This window comes from Mucilaginibacter sp. (genome assembly GCF_965225845.1).
Taxonomy (GTDB): Bacteria; Bacteroidota; Bacteroidia; order Sphingobacteriales; family Sphingobacteriaceae; genus Mucilaginibacter.
In genome coordinates this window covers 163,386-184,810 of the sequence record NZ_CBDDBL010000001.1, presented here as the reverse complement: position 1 = coordinate 184,810, position 21,425 = coordinate 163,386, and the positions used below count along the sequence as shown (strand labels likewise).

Below are 21,425 nucleotides of genomic sequence, written 5' to 3'. Positions count from 1 at the left end.
CAAAAGTAAATATTTTTGACGCTACAGTCATATACAGCTATGTTTTATTACTAATATATGATCAGAATCACACATGTTTTTAATCATATATAGCATGAAATAAAAAAAAGTAAAATATTTTTTGAACAATACCATCATACTTCTATATTTGCAGTCCCAAAACAACGGGAGTTTAGCTCAGCTGGTTCAGAGCATCTGCCTTACAAGCAGAGGGTCACTGGTTCGAACCCAGTAACTCCCACCATTTTGAAGCCTCTTAGAGTATCTCTAAGGGGTTTTTTGTTGGAAATAATTCGCAAAAGAGTTAACATAATTACCTTAGAGATGAGAATTAGTATTGTGAGGGTGGTGATGCGAGCTAAAATTCTGAAAATTATTGCCGGTACGGCAAATTATGCGTCAATCGGGACTACTGCATAAATTTTTCCTAAAATGTATTGATTGAAATTCATCTGTCGCAGCCGAATACACCCTTTTAAAGCACGCAAAATAGCCGGCCCATTTATAGTATTTGCAACAACAGAAATTAAAAATAGTGGTCTGTTCCGCCTTGTTCAGGCAGCGTTCAAGGGGATTATATGCAGGTAAGCGTAGTTTTCGCTCCCGTGGAATTGCTGCAAAATATAGGGTTTTGAAATTAATAATGGAAGGCCGATAAGTTAATTTGTAACATGGCCATTACCACGCCATTAATAATCTTATCTTATCAAAAGCTAATTGATTTTTTACATTATGCATCTTTTTTGGCGTGCTTTATTAAATTACATGATCAATTGCCTTTTATGAAGAAATGTCTTATCGCTTATATAATTTTAATTTTTACTTGCGCTATATCGCATGCACAATCCATGTCGACAGCAGTTTCAATAAACGGCGCATTAATGATAAAACATGGTAAAATTGTCAATAAAAATGGTGTTGAGCCTCAGCTGCATGGCGTAAGCTTTTCGTGGAGTATATGGCAGGGTCAAAAATACTATACGGCTGCCGTGGTTGATTGGTTGTTAAGCGATTTCAAGATTTCAATTATGAGGGCTGCAGTGGCTGTACAGCCAGACAGCGGCTATTTACAAAAACCTGAAATGCAGGCAAAATTAATTCAGGATGTTGTTGACGAAGCTATTAAGGACGGGATATATGTGATTATAGACTGGCATGATCATCATAGTAATTTACATATAGCGCAGTCAAAAGCATTCTTTGCAATGATGGCTAAAAGATATGCCGGCGTACCGAATGTAATTTATGAGATATGGAATGAGCCTGAAAAAATTGGCTGGGATACGGTAAAAAGTTATGCCTTGCAAATCATCCCCGAAATAAGAAAATACGATACTCATAATTTAATTATTGTCGGCAGCCCGCATTGGGACCAAGATGTAGATGTGGCTGCTGCAAACCCGATAAAGGGTTATAAAAACATCGCCTATTCTTTTCACTTTTATGCTTCAGACCCTAATCATCAACAACCATTAAGGGATAAGGCGGATATGGCTATAAAAAAGGGCCTGCCGATACTAGTAACCGAATGGGGCGTTGGCGAAGCCAGTGGCGATGGTAAGTTTGATATGCCCGAGGTAAATACATGGATGGATTGGCTTACTAAAAATAAGTTAAGCTGGACCAACTGGAACATCACTGATAAGCACGAAACCACTGCTTTGTTATTACCGGGAGCATCAGTAAACGGGAATTGGATGATTGAACAGCTAACGCCTGCCGGGAATTACATCAGGACTCAAATAAGAAAATTGAGTAAGTAATAATTCTACTTTACACCAATCTTATACACATCCGTTACTTTTAAGTCGCTCATAAAATTTTCACCGTCTTTTAATTTAACCGGATGAGCTTTGTTGTTTTTAGGAGCGCCGGTTTCATTAAATTCTGAGATGGTCAAATTTTTAAAGTGATTTACTTCGATACCATTGGTTAACCAGGGCATGCGTGGATTTATCCACGATAATTGAAAATCTTTTATTCTTAAGCCATCAACATATTCTGCCAAAAATCCGGGAATATCATGTTTAAATATACCTTGCTTTATGTCAAGGCACCCCCTTAAATCAATATTGCCTCCTGCTATGTCGTTTAATTTGCTATCTGCAAATTCAAAACGGATATGATTAAAGGAGATATCCTGCAAAACACTTTCCTTACTGCCATAAAGCAGTATGCCATTTTCACCTTTACAAACAATATCATTAAAAGTAACATGCTTGATCTCGCCCAGTTTCACAACTGCTTTACCGCGCACGGCAGATATATGGATTGGCTCGGCATTTCCCCACCAATCGCCGGTCCGAAAATGTGTTTCGATGTAAATATTATTGAAACTGATATTTTCCAGTGATCCCTGATCGCGTAGAAAAATGCCTATTCCCCTGGTTGAATTGGTAATATTAATATTGCTGACCTGCACATTCCTAACTGTATTTTGATCTAAATAACCTATCCTGATGGCGCTTGATGATGATTGCAAGTTACAATTGCTCACAATAATATTTTCAGATACATGGCGTAAGTGTTCAAATCCCGGAATTTCAAAATGATGATCAAAACCGGTAATGGCAAAGCAATCATCGCCGCTACGGATATCGCAATTATTTACAATAACATTCGTACAACTATTAATGTCGATGCCATCAGCATTGGGTACTAACAGGCTATTCCAAAGGCGGATACCATCAACCTTTACCGCATCACAATCCGCAAAATGCATACACCAAAATGGCGCGCCGGTTATAAAAACATCCTTAATAGTAACCCGCTTACAATTGCTGAACACAAACATTTGGTAGGGCCTATCTTTAGGCACTACCGGCCCATCACCAATACCTGATTCCACATGTCTGTAATTTTTGCCCTGCCTGCTATATTGTGTTGTAACGCTATCTAATTTTTTAGCTTTGTCCAGCTCCATAAAGTTATCGCCATTGCCATCAATTTGTCCCTCCCCTGTAATACTTATGTTCTCCGCATCCTTTGTAAAAAACATACCGATATGTATTGGCACATAAGGTGTATCCGGTTTATAAGGCTCATAGTCATTTAAATTTGGGCTGCCGCGCAATAGGGCGCCACTTTGCAGATATAAATGCACGTTACTTTTTAAGTGCACTGTACCCATCAAAAAAACGCCGGTTGGTACGACAACGTCACCTCCACCATTTGCCGTGCAGGCATCTATTGCCGCTTGTACGGCTTTTGTACTCAGGGTATTAGTAACTGCACCATAATCAACAATATTGTATTGTTTTAACTGCGCAAAACAAGGCGCAGGTATCAGGGCCGCAATTGCAATTATGAGTGTTTTTTTCATTTTTGGTTTCAGTCTATAATTTACCTGTTCTTGATGGTTTTAAACCTGTTACGTACATAAAACTTTGTGTTAAGCCACCTACCATTACTTTAAACTCACCGGCTTCTGTAACCGGCTTACTTACATCATTAACAAATGCCAGGTCCTTTGATGTTATTTTAAACGTGACTGTTTGCATTTCACCCGGTTTTAGATTGATTTTGTCAAAAGCCCTTAATCGTTTGGTATCAGGAGTAATGCTCGCATATTCTTCCCGGCTGTAAAGTAATACACTTTCCTTGCCTTCACGGTTACCGGTATTTTTTACATCAACAGTTACGGTTAATGTTTGTCCGTCTTTAAGCGTTGGCTGACTGATCTTCAGATTACTGTAGGTGAAGTTGGTATAACTTAAGCCATAGCCAAACTCATATAAGGGGTTGTAGCCATGCGCGTCATCACTATTGCCATTTTCAATATTTTTGCGATAGTAGTTTACCAGGGCATTCGCGTATCGCGGATAAGTATAAGGTAACCTGCCAGAGGGGTTAATGTCACCAAACAGAATATCGGCCAAAGCACTGCCACCCTCATTACCGGGCAAATAAGCCATAATTGTAGCGGCGCACTTGCTTTCAATAGCAGTAATGATACGCGGGCGGCCTTCGGTCATCACCAAGATCACCGGTTTTCCGGTTGCAATTAACGCATTTGCCAGGTCTGTTTGTGCCGAAGGAAGATCCAATTCATCAATATTGCCCGGGTTTTCAGCATAAGAGTTTTCGCCCAAACACAACACAATAACGTCTGATTTTTTAGCTGCGTTAACCGTAGCATCAATATCAATTGGATTATTGTAATCCGAGCCGGGTTCAAACTCAACATTGTCTTTTCCAGTTTTTTGTTGTATCGCTTTTAAAATAGTGTTTTTATCGGTAGTGAATTGGTTGGTAACATCCCCCTGCCAGGTATAGCTCCAGCCACCATTTAAGGCGCGCATACTATTTGCACCAGGGCCGGTAACTAAAATTTTTATATCTTTTTTAAGCGGTAAAACATTATTGGTGTTTTTTAATAAAGTGATCGATTCGGCAGCCGACTTTAAGCTTACCGCCGCAAATTCAGCCGAGCCGAATTTAGGATAATCATCGGGGTTACCAACCGGGCGATCGAATATGCCCAGTTTAAATTTCATTTTCAATATCCTCCTGACTGATTCATCAATACGGCTTACCGGTACCTTGCCTTCTTTAACCAGCTCCTGTAAATAGGTATAGAATGAATAATCAAGCGGCACCATGCTCATATCGATACCGGCATTTATAGCTATTAATACAGCATCTTTTTGCGTTGCCGCGATGTGATGACGGGTATTGAGGTATTTAATATCCATCCAATCGGTTACAATTACGCCTTTAAAACCCAATTCGCCTCTTAATACATCGGTTAACAAATAATGACTTGAGTGTACAGGCACGCCGTTTATTTCGGATGAATTCACCATAACCGACATAGCGCCTGCATTAACCGCCGCCCTAAAGGATGGTAAAAAGTATTCGCGCATATAACGGTCAGGTATCCAGGCAGGGGTACGGTCTTTTCCGTCCAAGGGGAAACTGTAGCCTAAGTAGTGTTTCATACACGCGGCAACATTGTATTTACTACTTACATTATTGCCTTGATAGCCGTATATAACCGACGCGCCCATTGTTTTTGCCAGGTATGGGTCTTCACCGAAAGTTTCATAAATGCGGGGCCAGAGCGGGTTTCGGCCCAGGTCAAGCACCGGCGAAAAATCCCACGGGATATAGCTTGCACGTGTTTCATAAGCGGTTATTGCGCCTGCACGCTTAGCTAACTCGGGATTAAATGTTGCCGCCATACCAATTTCCTGCGGGAAAAGTGTGCTGCCCTGTACATAGTTTTGCCCGTGCATGGCATCAATGCCATAAAGCACCGGGATTTTTAGGCGGGTTTGAGCCGCAGCATTTTGTATATCACTAATGATCTTATACCAATGTTCCCGGGTATAGGCGGCACCGCTTATATTCAGTATTGAGCCTACGTGATATTTTTCCAGCGCTTCTTTTATTTTACCTGCATCAATTTGGGTAGGTTCAGTGGCTTTACCGTTAGCAGTTTGTAAAACAACATCAAGAGTAACTTGTGTCATTTGACCAATTTTTTCATCGATATTCATTTTTGCCAGTAAGGCATCAACTTTTTTATCAATATCGCTTTTGGGGACATTGTGTTGGGCTTGCGAGTAAACCGCGCTGCATATTATCGCGGCAAAAAACATTATCCTTTTCATGGTATATAGGCTAAAATGGTTTATTATTATTTAAGCAGATGTTAGCGTATTTTAAGTTATACAATATGCTCAGCTAATTGTAATTACTTTTGCACCGGCGGTATATATCTACCATAAACAGCCAACGGTGTTAAGCGGTTTTGAAATAGCGTGTGCTCATCGGCTGAAAACTTTTTGAAATCGTCTGCGCTTACCTGTCCCGGATAGGGTGCATAAAAATGGGTTGTTTTCCAGTTGCGCCAAACCAATAAAAATGACGTTTGCGGATACTTATGTAATTTAGGCAATAGTATACCTGTCCAAAAATCGGCTTGCGGGATGCCCTGGTAACCGGTTTCGGCTACGCAAGCCAGTTTATGGTGTTCTTTGGCTATTTCCAGTTGCAGGCCCATGCGTCTGTCTAAATTGTAGGCATAATCCTTAACACTGTTATTACAGTAATTGTCAAAACCAACTACATCAACATAATCATCACCCGGGTATCGGGCTAAAAAATCTTCCTTAGTATTAAAGTCCGCTACCGAATACACGATGAGCAGGTTATGCAAACCTTTTGTGTTCCGCAAATAATCAATGGTGAACCTCCATAAGGTTTTAAACTCATCAGGCGTACAGGTATTCCTGCACCACCAAAACCAGGTGCCGGTAAGTTCATGAAAAGGGCGAAACAATAAAGGGATCAGCTCACCTTCTGGGCCTTTTAAGGTTTTGGCATACTCGGCAACATTATCCAAGTATTTCACATAAACATCGTGACGTGAACCACCCGGAATAATCTCTGCAACGCTGTTATGCGTGGTATCCCAGGCCGATTTACCATTTGACGGGTTATCAACATGCCAGCAAAACTCGTTTATCCCGCCACGATCATAGGCCTCCCTAACCAGTTTACGCTGGCGCTTAAACGGGTGGCCGTTAATATCGCTATCGCGTTTGTGCTCCATCTTCGCGAAATCCCACTCATACAATCCGGGATATGAACCGGTGACGCTCTTAACATCCGAACGGCTATCCTCGTCTTTCCAGCCTACGCCGTAAGCAGTATCATCGTGATGGCCAAATAACGTACCCGCCCCAATCAGCCTTTGCATACTGTAATAAAGCTGCACCGTTTCATAGGTCGCCAGCTTATCACTTGGCGCATACAATTGCTGTGCGAAACTTGCGGTGCTGCAAAGCAGGGTACAAAACAGGGTTATTTTTTTCTTCATTTAGTTTACTTTGTTCAGTTTAAGCATTACCACATCATGCGATGCGATGATTTGTTTAAAAACCTTATTAGTTGTACCTACGTTTTTCTTTGACCAAAGATCACGCAATGCATAGGTATTTTTATTAAAGTCGATATTTAGTTTTGATATTGAATCAACAATCATATGCGCTTTCCAGTTGAAATCAATATTTTGCTCCCGCGATGAACGGTTCAAAAAGCAAATAGCCAGGCTGTTATCTTTTAAAGGTTTTACAAAGATCTCCAATCCATCAAACGAATAATATTTGAAGCATTCCACACCTAATGAATCCTGGTCGATAGCGATAATATCTTTATTGGTAAGCACAGAGATGGTTTGCGGCGACATCTTACGCAGATCGTTCCCTGATATCAGCGGAGCGGCAAGCATGCACCATAGCGAAAAATGCGCCTTATCTTCAGCATAGGTCATGCCGTTGCCAACTTCCAGCATATCAGGGTCATTCCAATGCCCCGGACCGGCATATTGCCTGATATGATCCTGTAGATCCAAAATATGCAATACCCCAAATGACGACCAGCTCCCGTTATTCTGATCTTTCGCAAACCCGGCATGAATATCTGTAGTAGTGCGCCAAAGCTGACCAACATTTTTAGCCCATAACCATGGCCCGTGGTTACCCCATTCGCAAAGGCTGAATACCATTGGCCTTCCCGCTGCACTGATAGCCCTGCTCATGGTTAGGTAAGCATCACGGGCGTTAATGCTGTCGGTATTACACCAGTCGTACTTTAAATAATCAACTCCCCACGAAGCATATAAACGGGCATCCTGGTACTCATAACCATGTGTTCCCGGGTAGCCGCCACAGGTTTTAGTACCTGCACAATTGTAAATACCAAACTTCAAGCCTCTGGAGTGTACATAATCAGCGAAAGCTTTCATTCCGCTTGGGAATTTTTTGGGATCAGCAACCAGTCTCCCGTTATTATCGCGCTCCATAGCCATCCAGCCATCGTCCAAAACAAAATAAATATACCCGGCATCACGCATCCCCGATGAAACATAGGCATCCACCATATCCCGTAGCATTTGTTCGTTAATATTGGTTTGGAAGGTATTCCAGCTATTCCAGCCCATTGGCGGGGTTTGTGCCAATTCTTCAAACTTTTGCGCGAATAAATTGCTGCTGGTAAAACAGCAAAGCAACACGATCAATAACTTATAAATATTTGCTTTCATTTGGTCTATTTTTTATCGGCAACTAAATATACAGCTCCATTCGCGGGTATTGAAACGATAATTCCACCGTTTTGGCTGGCCATCATTGGTAAAATCGCCGCATAATTCGCCGGGCCTCCGCTCGAAGTAGCAGGGCCAACACCATTTACAAATACCTGATGAGAGAACGGCGGGTTATCTGTTCCGCCATTTAATACGTAATAATAGTAATTACTGCCTGCCGCAAAGTTCAAAAAGTTTACTTTAACAGAATGTGTAGCGGTACTGGTGTTTACTAAAATAACACCCGCCTGGCCTGATGAATAAGACGAACCATAAGCTGTAACATCCGCATCATTTGATGCCGTAGTGAGCAGGTGATCGCCAATATATTGCTGAAAGTAGTACATGTAATAAAATGCAGGGCGCGGGTTCCATGCCGGAGCGCCCGGTTCAGCATCTTCATTTGGGGCGGAGTTGTTAAACATGCCCTGGTCGTCGCCATTAGCATAGCCATTCGCGAGGTCCCAGCGGCTTGCCATACTGATCTGATCTTTAAGCGCCTCGCCCAATACCATTACCGCATGGGCACCTGCTACATCCGATACCATCTGGCTTGATCCTGTAGCGAAAATATTCCATTCATCCATAGCCACCGGTTGCTGTGTAACCCCCGCATTTGATGCCGATGTTTTTATCCAGCTCATCATTTGGCTGGTACCTGGCGCAGGCGTGCCCAAAATTACCGCAGGGGTTGAATTTTGCTCATATGGCGTGTAATAGTTATGCACTACAAAAAAGTCGGCGGTATTGCCTTCGGCTTTTAAGACATTGCTGTTCCAATTGCTTACCTGGCCCTCGCTTGCCCCGTTGGAGTCATCGGCACCATCAACTACAATACCTATTTTAATGCCGGTGTTGCCAACCTGCGCAGCAGCCGCACGCATGGAATCTGCAAATATTTTAAAATGATTACCATAAGTTGTGCCATCCTGTATTTGTACCTGCCCATCATGATTTTTTGTTTGATCAATACGATAACCTGCTTCCCAGTTACCATAAACCTCGTTACCTACCTCCCAGTATTTGGTGCGGCCTTTATCATATCTAACCCAGTTAGCTGCATAATGCGCGGCTGTTTGTACAGGTGTAGGCCCTGTACCATAGCGGGCATAACCATAGTTTACAGTAATTAAGCCGGTACTTTTAGTTTGTTGCAGTGTTGAATAATAATTATCAACGGTCATAGTACCAACGTAAGAACTGTTGTTGCCAAACCAATAACCGGCTGCGGATGCATTACCATTATCATCCAACAATTGGGCCGGAGCATCAGCCGGGGCCTTTGAGGATTGATCCCAGAAATAAACATCGGAAAGGCTGCCACCCGGAAAGCGGATGATGTTTGGCGATAGCGCGCTGATGTTATTAACAAGCGTTGGCACCGTGGAGATCTGCCCCATAAACGGATTGGCATTATTGCCATAAACCAGGCTGGATACTTTGGTGATCTCCTTACTCAGATCAACCGTAACGATTACCGAACCAAAGGCAGCCGGCTTTGTTGCCACTGTAGTTGCTGATGGTGCTACCCATGTTTTCGCCTGCCAGTTATCCAGAAAAAAACCCTGGGTGTTAGTAATTGCGGGCTCTGTTGGCGGAGTTATACTGGTTGGGGTTGTGTCGGCAGTATTATTACTATTGCCGCCATTTACTGCATCTTTTTTACAAGCCTGTACGAGCAGGGCCAGGCTGGTAATTATTAATACCGATCTTTTAATTTTTTTCATAGGTTGAGGCATTTATCCGTTTAATAATTTCAATACATGCCCGGCTGTTATGGTAGGGGCATTTCCAAAGGCCTGTTTTGTCCTCACCTTTCATCGGGTTTCCATTTTCATCTATTCCCCACAGCCATTCGCCATATTGCTTGTCTAAAATTTTCGCGTTGATATATTGCCAGTTTTTTTCGGCTACGGCGAGGTATTTATCATCGCCGCTTATTTGCCAGCTATTGTAAAACCCAACCATTGCTTCAGCTTGCACCCACCAGTGTTTTTGTTTGATGAGCTGATGATTTTCATACTCATACCATAACCCGCCATCGGTATCCAAGCCCTCTATAGTTGCTTCAGTAATGGAAATATTGATAGCTTTTATCTTTCCCAATAAAACATTATTGCTTATTACCTCTGCTGCCTGTTGTAACAACCAGGTTGCTTCAATATCATGCCCGTAAGATACCAGTGCAGATTTGCTGTTCCATTCCTCGTCAAAAAACAATAAAAGGTGACCAGTTTCAGGATCTATAAAGTGATCCAGGAAATTATGGATCAGTTGTTCTATCTGTAATTTAAGATCCTTAACCGGACAAATGCGATACAGGTTAGTGTAAGCTTCTAAAACGTGTAAATGCGTATTGGTCGTTTTCTTCTCGTTAGCATCCTTATCGCTCAGGCGCAAATCGTTTACTGGTTGCCAGTCGCGGGTAAATGCTTCCAGGTAACCGGTATTTACCTGATCATAACTTTTTTCAACCAGTAAATGATAGAGGTCTACAGCCAATGACTTAGCTCCATTGTTACTTGAAGCTAAATAATATTCACTCAACCCGTAAATAGTAAAAGCTATGGCATAAACCTGCTTTTTTGTATCGAGCTGATCGCCTTTGTAATCCACGGTCCAGTAAACCCCGCCAAATTCTTTATCTATAATGTATTGCGTAATGTATTGATAAGCCCGATCAGCGTATTTTATATATTCAGGATTCTTATCCAAATTATAAGCTGCAGAAAAACTCCATAACAACCTCGCATTTAACACTGAGCCTTTGGGTGAATAAGCCACTACCTTATTTTCTTCATCAATCCTGCCAACAAAACCGCTAAATTTTTCATCAGGCGTATTTTTCATCCAGTAATTTAAAATGTTGCCCAACTCAATGCTAAGCTCATTTTTAAATACTGCAAGCTGCTCTGTTATCGGCTGACCGTTCACCATCACTATCCTTCTTTCTCCTGGCTTAATATCTTGCTGTTAGCGCTTATGATTTTGTTGATGGTATCAACCGATGTAGCCGAGCGTAAACCATCTGCGGGTGTATTCATCACGTAATCTAATAGTTTGGGTAGGGTAGATGTAGCCACATGCATCCGCGTATCCGATGATGCATAATAAATATAAACTTTGCCATCATCATCCAATATCCACCCATTGCAAAATACCACGTTTGGCACATCGCCGGTACATTCATTATCACCTGGAGCAATAAAATAGCCGCCGGGTTTATGCGTCACCCTGGTCAGTTTATGCAGATCAGTCATGAACATGTATAATACATACCTTAAACCGGCAGCAGTATTACGTACGCCATGTGCTAAATGCAACCAGCCATGTTCCGTTTTTATAGGTGTGGGTCCCTGGCCATTTTTAGCCTCATAAACAGTGTGGTATATTTTATTGTCGATGATATCTTCATGATCGATAACCGCATTTTCAATATCATCACAAACGCCAAAGCCTATGCCTCCGCCTTTGCCTGCATTAATAAAACTATCCTGCGGACGGGTATAAAAAGCGTATTTTCCGTTTACAAATTCCGGGTGTAAAACAACGTTTCTTTGTTGTGCCGAAGGCGTTTTCAGATCAGGGAGCCGTTCCCAGTTTACAAAATCCTTTGTACGGGCAATACCACAAGCTGCTACTGCCATCGATTGATCGTATATTGGCGCCTGCGGATCGCGTCTTTCTGTACAAAATAAAGCATAGATCCAGCCATCCTCATGCTCGGTTAAACGGGCATCGTAAATATTGGTATCCGGCTCACTTGTTTCAGGCATAACAATCGGCCTTTCCCAAAAAGTAAAATTGTCAATCCCGTTAGGACTTTCAGCAATCGCGAAAAATGATTTGCGGTCAGTTCCTTCTACACGTGCCATCAGCAGGTATTTACCCTTCCATTTAATGGCACCGGCGTTAAATGCCGCGTTAATGCCAAACCGCTCCAGTAAGTATGGATTGGTTTTGGGGTTTAGGTCGTACCGCCAAAAAACCGGTGCATGCGCTGCTGTTAATATGGGATTTATATAGCGGTTATAAACACCATTCCCAGGCTCTTCAGCTTTATTGGGCTTGGTAATTTGCTCGTGATAAGCATTTTCTAATGCTGATAACCGTTGTTCAAATTCTCTCGTCATTTCAGTAATTAATAGTCATTTAATTTATTCCACCAGGTTTTTTTGAGTATCGTTATAATGACCACCAATATGGCCACCGTTACCATCAGCGGTAACTTTTGCATCAGCATTAAGTACATAGGCAATATGGTAAGGCATAGCTGTGCTATGGTACCTATCACTACATTGAACATATTCAGCTTAAAGTTTTTGTTAGGTTGAAAGTTAGGATCATCTGCCATCACCAGATTCTTAATATGATCCCAGGCACCCCATGGGTGTACATTGATATAGAATGAACGGAGAACGGCAATTTCTGTAGACGGCGCAGTATATGTGCCTATAACAGCTCCCGCGATTGATACAGCAAACACTAAAGGGAACCAATAAAGAATATTGCCTATATCATAATTTAACCCTATCACCGCAAGTACAATTGCAATCACAGTGCCACTTAGCATCCCCCAGAAAAAGCCATTTGCATTAAAGCGCCACCAATGCCATTTTAAAACATTTGCTACGATGTAACCACTGTATAATCCCGATACGATTATCTCTAATGCAACATTTATATTTTTTATCAGGAACCCCAACAAAACACCTATGGCAACCACCAAAATTCCTACCAAGTAATTCATGGACATTATTTTCTTGGTAGATGCTTTTGGCGAAACGTATTTTACATAAATGTCATTAACGATGTATGCCTGTGCTGCGTTAAGCGTACCGCTAAAGGTGCTCATGAATGCGCCCAATAATCCGGCAAGCAATAAACCAACCAAACCAACAGGTAAAAAATCATTGATAACTGCCGGTAATATCCGCTCAAAATCTATCGCGCCTGTAGCATCCTTTAAATTCATCTGGTGATAGTACAGCAAGCCTAATAGGGTCAGGCTGATGATGAGCGCATACCTGATAGGCAACAAAATAATATTTACAAAACCACTCATCTTGCTGGCTTCTTCGGGCGTGCGGGTAGAGAGTATCTTTTGCATATCATAAGTTGGTGCCGGACCTGCCAACGCTGCGAAAAATCCTCTGAAGGTCATCATCATAAAAAATACCCCGAACAGCGAATAACCGTCGTCCTTTATTTTTTGGTTGACCTCGGTGATAATGCCCGACCAGTTTAAGTTAAGATGTAAACCAAAGAACGGACTATACCAGCCATTCGGCACATTTAAATTGTGCCCCTGAAACTTCATTACCGCGATGATGGAGATCCAAATACAAGCAGCCGTCATGATCACATATTTGATCACATCGCCCAGAACAATACCATGCATACCACCCAGAATGGAATAAAACATGGCAAACAGGGTAAAAATTATACCATAAAACTGCGGCACATATTTAAGCGGAACATCAAACGGCACGTAAGCTTTTACAGCATCCCACGGGGCAAATATTTCAATGAATTTCCCCAAACCTATAAAGCCGTAGGCCAAGTATCCAAAGCAACAGAACAGCGCGAATACAATAACAATAGTATGCGAAGCACCAACAGCCCTACCGTTATTGCCAAACCTTGTTTTTAACCATTCCGCACCGGTTGAGGCATTAGAGCGGCGCAGCCAGCGCGATAGATACATCATTAAAAATACCTGGTTAAATACCGGCCAAAGCCAGGGAATCCAGATGCTTTTCATCCCGTAAGCAAAACATAGGCTCACCATCCACATGGTGCCGCTGATGTCGAACATATCAGATGCATCACTTAAACCAAGCAAATACCATGGAAGCGATTTGCCGCCAAGCATATAACTCTCTTTATTTTTTCGTGCTTTTTTGCGATACCATAAGCCAATAAACACGGTTGCAAGTAAATACAACGCAATTATCGACAGATCTATTACAGATAGATGCATGGGTGTTGATTATAAAAATTAAATGGTTCGCTACAGTTTATAATTTCTTTTCAGGAACATGAAAATTATCATGTTTTGGCTGTAGCTAAATTAAATTGGTTGATAACAGTTTACTAATACTATTTTAACCATTTAAAATACGTAAAGCATCATAAATGGCAATTAAGCAACAGTATAGCTTATATAAATACCCGGTTCCCGGTATAGGTTTCCCTAAAATCTTTGGGGATGCAAAACTTCTTCCGTTTAAATATCCGGTTGAAGTTGGAAATATTATTAAACCCGCATTTATAAGCGATCTCAGCTACCGTATTAGTGGTATCAATCAGCATTCTTGAGGCATGGCCAAGGCGGATCTCGTTCAAGCTATCGATAAAGGTTTTACCTGTACGTTTTTTAATAAAACGACTGAATGATGCCTCCGGCATGTTAGCTATTTTAGCTACCTCGGCCAGGGTGATCTGCATGTTATAATGCCCATTCATATACTCAAAAACCTTCTCTATCCGCCTGCTATTATAGTGGAGTTGCTCGTTTGAAAAGCTGGAATCGGATAGTGTTTTCATGTTGCGCGATATAGAAAGATCATGCAATATGGAAAGCAATTCTAAAACCGAATCAAAGCCACTTTTTTTGTTGAGGGATCTTATCCGGTCCTGCAGTGCGGCAATAGTTTCCTGTGAAAAAAGTATACCTCTTTGCGAACGTTCCATCATGTTTTTAACAAAGCTTAACTGGTTACGGCGCAATAGCTTATCATCAAACAAATCCTTATGGAACTGAATGGTAATTTCAGTTATTGTCTCACTTTGGCATTGATGGGTGAACCAGGCGTGGTAAACATTAGGGCCAACCAATACCAGTTCCAGGTCGTCTATCACTTCTATGTGCCCACCGACCACGCGTTTAGCACCTTTTGCATTAATGATCAGGTTCAGTTCATACTCATCGTGATAATGCAGAGGGAAATCGAATTTTTGCTTTTCCCTGGAAAAGATCGTGAAACAATCGCCGGGAGTTAATGGCGTTATTTCGCGCATTACGTTACTTGTCATATCAATAAATATTAGGTATACTTAATTGGTTAAGATATTGATACGAATTTAACATAATATTATTTAATTATTGATAATCGGCTAATTTCATTTTTTGTTTTTAAAATAAAAACCACCACTTTTTAGGGTGGTGGTTTTAACAATGAATAGTAATATGCTGTAGATATAAACTAACTATTTTAACAAAATCACATCGTCATAATATAATGTTTCAGACTGGTCAGACGGGCCTGGTATCCAAAAACCAAAAGCTTTTGATCCTTGCAGATTTAAGCCTGCTAAGGGGATCTTAAAATACGTCCATACACCTGCTGGCACGGTGATCGGAGTTGTTTGGTCTGAGTTCCCAAAACCTGCACTGCGTGTATCGGCTGTTAAGTATATCGTATAAGTTTCAATACCTCCTTTTATCCACATTGACAGGTAAGTGTAATTAGAGGCCGGCAAGCCGGTTCCACTATTTCCGAATCCGTCAACCCAATAATTATTTTTTGGATAGGTTGCGGCAAAAGAGGTAGTACCCGTTTTTGCCTGAGCGGTTGAAGGCGCACCAGGACCCCATGAGTTACTATACCAACCAGCTCCGTAATTATCAGTAAACACTACATAGGCGTTATCCATATCGTTAAATATGACAGTTGACGTAACTGCGATAGTTTTTCCGCCTGACGCATAACTTAGCAGTAGTGGTGATTCTGTAGCAGTTGATGTTGGCATTTTTAAAACCAAAACGGTATCATTTTGCGAAACCACTGTTGCCGCGTCGCCGGTTGTTTTTAGTTTAACAGAAGTTACTGAACCAAAGCCCTGGCCGGTTAACGTTATTGAAGATCCCGCAGTGAAATCATTTGTTGAATACGCCAAAATAGTAGGCGGAGGCGGCAATACAGTAAAACTATACGTTGCAGAACCATGTAATGTAGTTACAACTAATTTATTTGTTGCAGCTGCGCCTGATGTCGGCACATTAATAGGGATATTTACAATAAGGCTATTATCTGAATTTAGCGCCCTATTGAAATATGCTGATACCCCATTAAAGGATATTGTTGTTGCTGTGCCTAAATTTGTACCGTAAATAACATAGTATTGCTGTAAATTACCTGAGGTAGTTACCGAATCGAATCCAACAGGGTTTACCGGGTAGCCTACCGAATCAAGTGTGACAACACCACTTGCATCAATAGTTGTAATAACTCTCGGCACTTTCGAAGTGTCGGTTTTACTTAATGTATGTACCGAAGTAATTGTTGGCGCACCTGTTCCTGGCGTAAAGCCAAGGCTTTGGTCCTTTCGGCAGGATGCTAACCCGAACAGCATCAAGGCTGATAATATCCAGGTTAAGTTTTTTGATTTTAAGATCATCTTTTTCATATTATATGATAAATTAAAATTTGTAATGAACCGGTGGTTTAGTCAGATTTGGATCCGCGGCAACATCAGTAGCCGGAATCGGGATGATAAATGAAGCATCGGTTGCTGGTATATACAGCACATTGCGTGTATAGTCAGTGTATTTTGGCGCGGTGCCTGAGCCCGAAGAACCACCCCTGTTTTGTTTTGCAATGATTGCTTCAGCCACGGGATGTGTGCCGGAGTTAAAACCGTCAATACGTTGCAAATCATACCAATAATCACCCTCAATCGCAAATTCTAAACGCCTTTCTTTGATCAGGTCGCGGTAAGTAAAGCTTGTTTTAGCTGCCAGGCCTGCACGCTGGCGTACGCGGTTAAGTGACGCTAATGCGGTAGGATCTGATGAAGTTGCATTGGTGTCAATCCCATGGCCAACACCCGGAGCTGCTGATAGGCCTAATATAGCTTCAGCATCAATTAAATATACATCGGCATAACGCATAATATAAGTGTTGTTACTGGTTGCCTGTGCGGCGCTGGAGCCATTATTATCGGCAGGTGTGCCTACAACATATTTTTTCATGCCCGCATGGGTGCCTTGTTCGTTTACTGCAAGCGGCGTGGTGTAACCACCCGTTGCTTTATGTAACTCGGCATAATACTCACCAGGCAGCATAATACAACCATGGCGGCGGATAGTATCACCGGCATTTTTAAAAGCGTCCTGCAAATCCCAGGTTGGGCCTAATTCGCCGTAACCATCACCTGTACCAGTAAGGTAGTTGCCATTTTCACCATCAGCAATAACCGATTGTATCTGGTTACCAAAGCCATAACCACCGTTAGATGTCCACTGTAAAGAAATGATAGATTCTTTATTGTTATTATAAGCTGTTTCAAAAAGGTTAACATAGCTGCCACCAAAATCAAGGCCCATTAAACCAAATTCGCCGCTGGCGATAACCTTTTCCGCTTCTTTCTTAGCATCGGCATAATCCTGCTCGTATAAATACACTTTAGCTAATAATGCCGAAGCTGAGCCGCTGGATGCATGCCCTGTACTGGCTACTCCTTTTGTGCAATTAGCCTCAGCATATAGTAAATCATTAATCATGAATGTGTATACATCTGTTACGTAGTTTGTATTTACCGTTTGAAAATTAGAAACCTGTGTTGTAGGATTTGTTATAATTGGCACATTACCAAATAAGCGCACCAGATAAAAGTAAGCAGCTGCACGCATTAACCGAGCTTCGCCTAAAGCGTTGTTAACAACCGAAGCTGGTACGCTTGAAGGAACTGCAGAAGGCAATGTGTTTAATAACGCGTTAGCCTGTGCAACAACGGTAAATAGTGAATTCCAGGTACTTTGTACTGCGAGGGTCGCATTGCCCTCAGAATAATTACGGAATGCATCAAACTCACCATCAGTACCGGCGTCGCAACGCGCGTTACCGCTTTGCAGATCACCTATGGCCAAAAATGCCTTGCCATTAAAACCAAACCATGGCGCGGCGTAAAGTATATCGGTACTTGAGGTTACCTCATCGGTAGTTTGATAATAAGTGCCGCTAGTTGAAGCATTTTCGGGCGGACGATTAAAGAAAGCTTTTTTACATCCGGCAGCAGCCACACTTATCATTGCCGCTCCGACTAAATATTTTATATGTTTTTTCATCTTTATTTAAATTATTGATTAAAACTCAGCGTTAACTCCACCGGTAATTACACGCGGTGTTGGGTACCTGCCATAATCTATATTCTGTAAGGTAGGGTTTTGATCCAATGAACCAACTTCCGGATCCAGGCCACTGTATTTTGTAAATACATATAGGTTTTGACCACTAACGAAAACCTTCAGGTGGGACATTTTGATATACTTAGCCCATCTGGCAGGCAGGTTATAACCCACTCTAACATTTTGCAATCTCAGGAATGACGCGCTTTCTAAAAACCTATCAGACATCACCAGGTTGTTGTTCCCAAAACCTGATCTTGGTGTTGGAATATTAGAATTAGGATTAGAAGGCGACCAGAAATTTGCTGTAGCAGCGGTTTGGTTCATATATAACCCGTATTCACCTTCTGTTTGAAAATCAACAGCGTTAAGCACTTTACCGCCGTATGATCCATTCAAAAAGACTGATAAGTCAAAATCCTTATAAGTAAATGTATTGGTAATACTGTAAGTAAAGTCGGGGTTTGGGTTACCCAAAGCATATTCCGTATTTGGCGCGCCGTTATTATTTCCTGCGTATAAAATATCACCCAAATAAACTCCGTTACTAACGCTTCTGTCGCTTGTTATTACTTCAGGCTGGCCTATCACATTTTGCGGGTGGGCCGCAAGGTATTGTAGTTGAGCCTGTGTTTTAATAATACCTTCTACTTTATAACCATAAAATTCCCCTACAGGGCCGCCAACTTGAGTAAGCGTGGCAGGTATTTGCGGACCAAAACCGGTAGCAACATTACCAACAATCGGAGGTGCGCCATCTAAAGAAAGCACTTTATTGGTAAAGTGCGAGAAGATTACGTTAGTTGTCCATTTAAAATCTTTATTGGTTATGTTACGGCTGGTAATACTAAACTCGATACCTTTATTTTGAATATTACCTGCATTAACATAAGGTGACTGTACAACTGCTGCATTTGAATATTCTGCAGTTGCGCCGCCAAGAAAAGCCGGCAAAGGTTTTTGAAACAGGAAGTTTTTCGAAGTTTTATCGTATACGTCAACACTTGCGTCAATTCGGTTGTTAAGCAAGCTAAAGTCAACGCCAATGTTTTTCTGGATAGCAGTTTCCCAGGTCAAATTCGGGTTTGGAAAGTTGTAAAAGCTAAAACCCGTACCCAAGCCTGTAACAACCGGCGTAATTGCAGTGCCGTAACGGTAACCGGGGATGTTTGAGTTACCTGTTTCTCCATAACCTAACCTAAGTTTAAGGTTACTGACTACTTTATCCACATCACTCATGAATGATTCCTGTGATAATCTCCATGATACAGCCACACCCGGAAAATAACCTGTTTGATGGCCCTGTGCAAAATTTGATGAACGGTCACTACGGTCGCTCGCGGTGATGCTATACTTATCATCATATGTATAGATAACACGTGCCAGGTATGATTCCATAGTTGTACTTCCCTTCGGTTCGCCTAAAGTATTGGTGCTTTGCGTACCTAAATTCAAGGTTTGAATAGTGTTACCGGCTGTAAACCCTTTGGTTCCTGCTTGTATACCATCATAAGTTGATTCCCATACCTCGCGGCCCACCAATGCATTAATTACATTTTTACCAAACGTGTGGTTGTAGTTTAAATGCTCAACCCAGTTATAATAAGTGTCGTTTGCGTCATACTCATTCAATATTGCCTGTGTGTTTACAAATGCTGCAGATGAACCTGTAGCTCCGTAAGAATAGGTTGGTAAAAATGCCTTTGCATCGCTCCAGTCAAAATTGCCATCAATTTCTGAGTGTAATGATATATCCTTTGTAAATTGAATGTCGCCATTTAAATTTCCTTGCACGTTACTTCTGAGCAATGTATTCGTTATGCTTAACGCTTGCTGAACCGGGTTGCGGCCACCCTCAATAGTCCCGTTAACTACCGCAGGCCCAGCGAACGAACCGTCGGCATTATAAACCGCCTGGTCCGGCGCTGCCAACAATGCATTGTAGATCAGTCCGTAGGAATTTCCTAAACCTATGTTTTCAAAAGTTTGATTTGCTGATATACTGGTACCTATTTTAAACCAACTCTTTACCTGTGAATTTACTGTTGTATGGAAGCTGTACCTATTAAAGCTTGATGCCAATACAGTACCCTGCTGGTTATAATAACCGCCGGATATATAATAATCGGTATTGTCTTTTGCGCCTGATATTGAAAGCGTATGGCTTTGCTCAGGTGCATTTTTAAAAATTGCTTCCTGCCAGTCAGTACCAGGGCCTAATGCACTTGGGTTAGAGAATTCAACCCGCGGGGTTATGCCAAATTCATTCGCTAATGTATTTTCAAATGATGCATATTGAGGCAAGGTCATCATTTTCAGGAATTTCCCCTGCGTTTGGTCACCATAGTAAAAGTCATAATCAATTTTAGCATTACCGTTCTTGCCTTTTTTAGTGGTGATTATTACGACACCGTTGGCGCCGCGGCTACCGTAGATAGCCGTTGCAGAAGCATCCTTTAATATATCTATCGATTCAATATCGTCAGGATTTAATTGAGCAAGGGGGCTTGGTGAGGTCTCTTGCTGGCTTGGGCTTGCCTGGCTGGTTAATTGCACCCCGTTGCCGCCAACAGCATTACTTGCGTTGCCATCAATAGCTACTCCATCAATAACATACAAGGGCTCGCTGCCACTAAATGAAGTTATGCCGCGGATGTGTACAGAAACAGCAGCACCCGGTGCACCCGAGTTTTGAGTTACTGTTACACCTGCCGCCTTACCTTGTATCATTTGGTCAATACTGGGCTGCGGGATGTCCTGGATGTCTTTAGCCGTTACAGAAGAGATGGCGCCATTTACGTCGCCTCTTTTTTGTGTGCCATATCCGATAACAACAACATCGTTTAATTGACTTGATGAAGTTTTTAAGCTAACGTTGATAGCAGTTCGTGTACCCACAATTACATCGGCCGGTTCCATGCCTATAAATGTAAAACGCAATATAGCGTTTTGACTTTGTGCTATATTAATGGAATAATGCCCATTGATGTCTGTAACTACGGCTATATTACTGCCTTTAAGCGATACCGTTACACCTGGCAGTGTAACATTCTGGTCGTCGCTGACTGTTCCTTTGATAGTGGTTACGTTCTGCTGAGTTTGTGAAAATGCCGGGGCATACACATGCAGAGCCATAAACAGCATCGCCATTTGTAGAATTTTTCTCATAACATGGTTGGTTTTAATTGATTATATCAAAAT

At 41.8% G+C, this 21,425-nt stretch carries 13 protein-coding genes and 1 tRNA gene; 2 read left to right on the top strand and 12 right to left on the bottom strand.

All coding sequences use genetic code 11. The features are described from left to right. Window positions 1-166 precede the first annotated feature (166 nt). Window positions 167-244, top strand: a tRNA-Val gene (locus ACYZ0U_RS00790). A gap of 538 nt (window positions 245-782) precedes the next feature. After that, entirely contained in the window at window positions 783-1,763 is a 981-nt protein-coding gene (locus ACYZ0U_RS00785; protein WP_461448807.1) for a glycoside hydrolase family 5 protein, read from the top strand. Between the two features lie 5 nt (window positions 1,764-1,768). Here the strand turns inward: ACYZ0U_RS00785 and ACYZ0U_RS00780 are convergent, their stop codons facing one another. The 12 genes from ACYZ0U_RS00780 to ACYZ0U_RS00725 all read right to left on the bottom strand — a co-directional run bounded on the left by ACYZ0U_RS00780 (window position 1,769) and on the right by ACYZ0U_RS00725 (window position 21,392). Next, window positions 1,769-3,322: a glycoside hydrolase family 28 protein gene (locus tag ACYZ0U_RS00780; RefSeq protein ID WP_461448805.1), complete on the bottom strand. Its 1,554-nt coding sequence runs from the start codon at window positions 3,320-3,322 to the stop codon at window positions 1,769-1,771. A gap of 13 nt (window positions 3,323-3,335) precedes the next feature. Next, window positions 3,336-5,615 (bottom strand): glycoside hydrolase family 3 N-terminal domain-containing protein, encoded by a 2,280-nt coding sequence (locus ACYZ0U_RS00775; protein WP_461448803.1) that lies wholly within the window; start codon window positions 5,613-5,615, stop codon window positions 3,336-3,338. Between the two features lie 83 nt (window positions 5,616-5,698). Further along, window positions 5,699-6,826, bottom strand: coding sequence for a glycoside hydrolase family 26 protein (locus ACYZ0U_RS00770; protein WP_461448801.1), 1,128 nt, complete (start codon window positions 6,824-6,826; stop codon window positions 5,699-5,701). Continuing rightward, the gene (locus tag ACYZ0U_RS00765) at window positions 6,827-8,050 is read right to left on the bottom strand and encodes a glycoside hydrolase family 27 protein (RefSeq protein ID WP_461448799.1); all 1,224 of its coding nucleotides are present in this window, start codon (window positions 8,048-8,050) and stop codon (window positions 6,827-6,829) included. A gap of 5 nt (window positions 8,051-8,055) precedes the next feature. Then, on the bottom strand, window positions 8,056-9,819 hold the full coding sequence (locus tag ACYZ0U_RS00760) for an alpha-L-arabinofuranosidase (protein ID WP_461448797.1): 1,764 nt from the start codon (window positions 9,817-9,819) through the stop codon (window positions 8,056-8,058). Next, on the bottom strand, window positions 9,806-11,029 hold the full coding sequence (locus ACYZ0U_RS00755) for an AGE family epimerase/isomerase (protein WP_461448795.1): 1,224 nt from the start codon (window positions 11,027-11,029) through the stop codon (window positions 9,806-9,808). Before ACYZ0U_RS00755 ends, ACYZ0U_RS00760 begins: the two co-directional genes overlap by 14 nt. A 2-nt stretch (window positions 11,030-11,031) precedes the next feature. Further along, the gene (locus tag ACYZ0U_RS00750) at window positions 11,032-12,225 is read right to left on the bottom strand and encodes a glycoside hydrolase family 130 protein (RefSeq protein WP_461448793.1); all 1,194 of its coding nucleotides are present in this window, start codon (window positions 12,223-12,225) and stop codon (window positions 11,032-11,034) included. 8 nt (window positions 12,226-12,233) lie between these two features. Then, entirely contained in the window at window positions 12,234-14,075 is a 1,842-nt protein-coding gene (locus tag ACYZ0U_RS00745) for a sodium:solute symporter family protein (protein ID WP_461448791.1), read from the bottom strand. A gap of 179 nt (window positions 14,076-14,254) precedes the next feature. After that, on the bottom strand, window positions 14,255-15,130 hold the full coding sequence (locus ACYZ0U_RS00740; RefSeq protein ID WP_461448789.1) for an AraC family transcriptional regulator: 876 nt from the start codon (window positions 15,128-15,130) through the stop codon (window positions 14,255-14,257). A gap of 174 nt (window positions 15,131-15,304) precedes the next feature. Continuing rightward, on the bottom strand, window positions 15,305-16,504 hold the full coding sequence (locus ACYZ0U_RS00735) for an IPT/TIG domain-containing protein (protein WP_461448787.1): 1,200 nt from the start codon (window positions 16,502-16,504) through the stop codon (window positions 15,305-15,307). A 13-nt stretch (window positions 16,505-16,517) separates the two neighbouring features. Next, window positions 16,518-18,164 carry a RagB/SusD family nutrient uptake outer membrane protein gene (locus ACYZ0U_RS00730; RefSeq protein ID WP_461448785.1) on the bottom strand — a complete coding sequence of 549 codons (1,647 nt, stop codon included), beginning with the start codon at window positions 18,162-18,164 and terminating at the stop codon, window positions 16,518-16,520. Between the two features lie 18 nt (window positions 18,165-18,182). Further along, window positions 18,183-21,392 (bottom strand): SusC/RagA family TonB-linked outer membrane protein, encoded by a 3,210-nt coding sequence (locus tag ACYZ0U_RS00725; RefSeq protein ID WP_461448783.1) that lies wholly within the window; start codon window positions 21,390-21,392, stop codon window positions 18,183-18,185. Window positions 21,393-21,425: the final 33 nt, after the last annotated feature.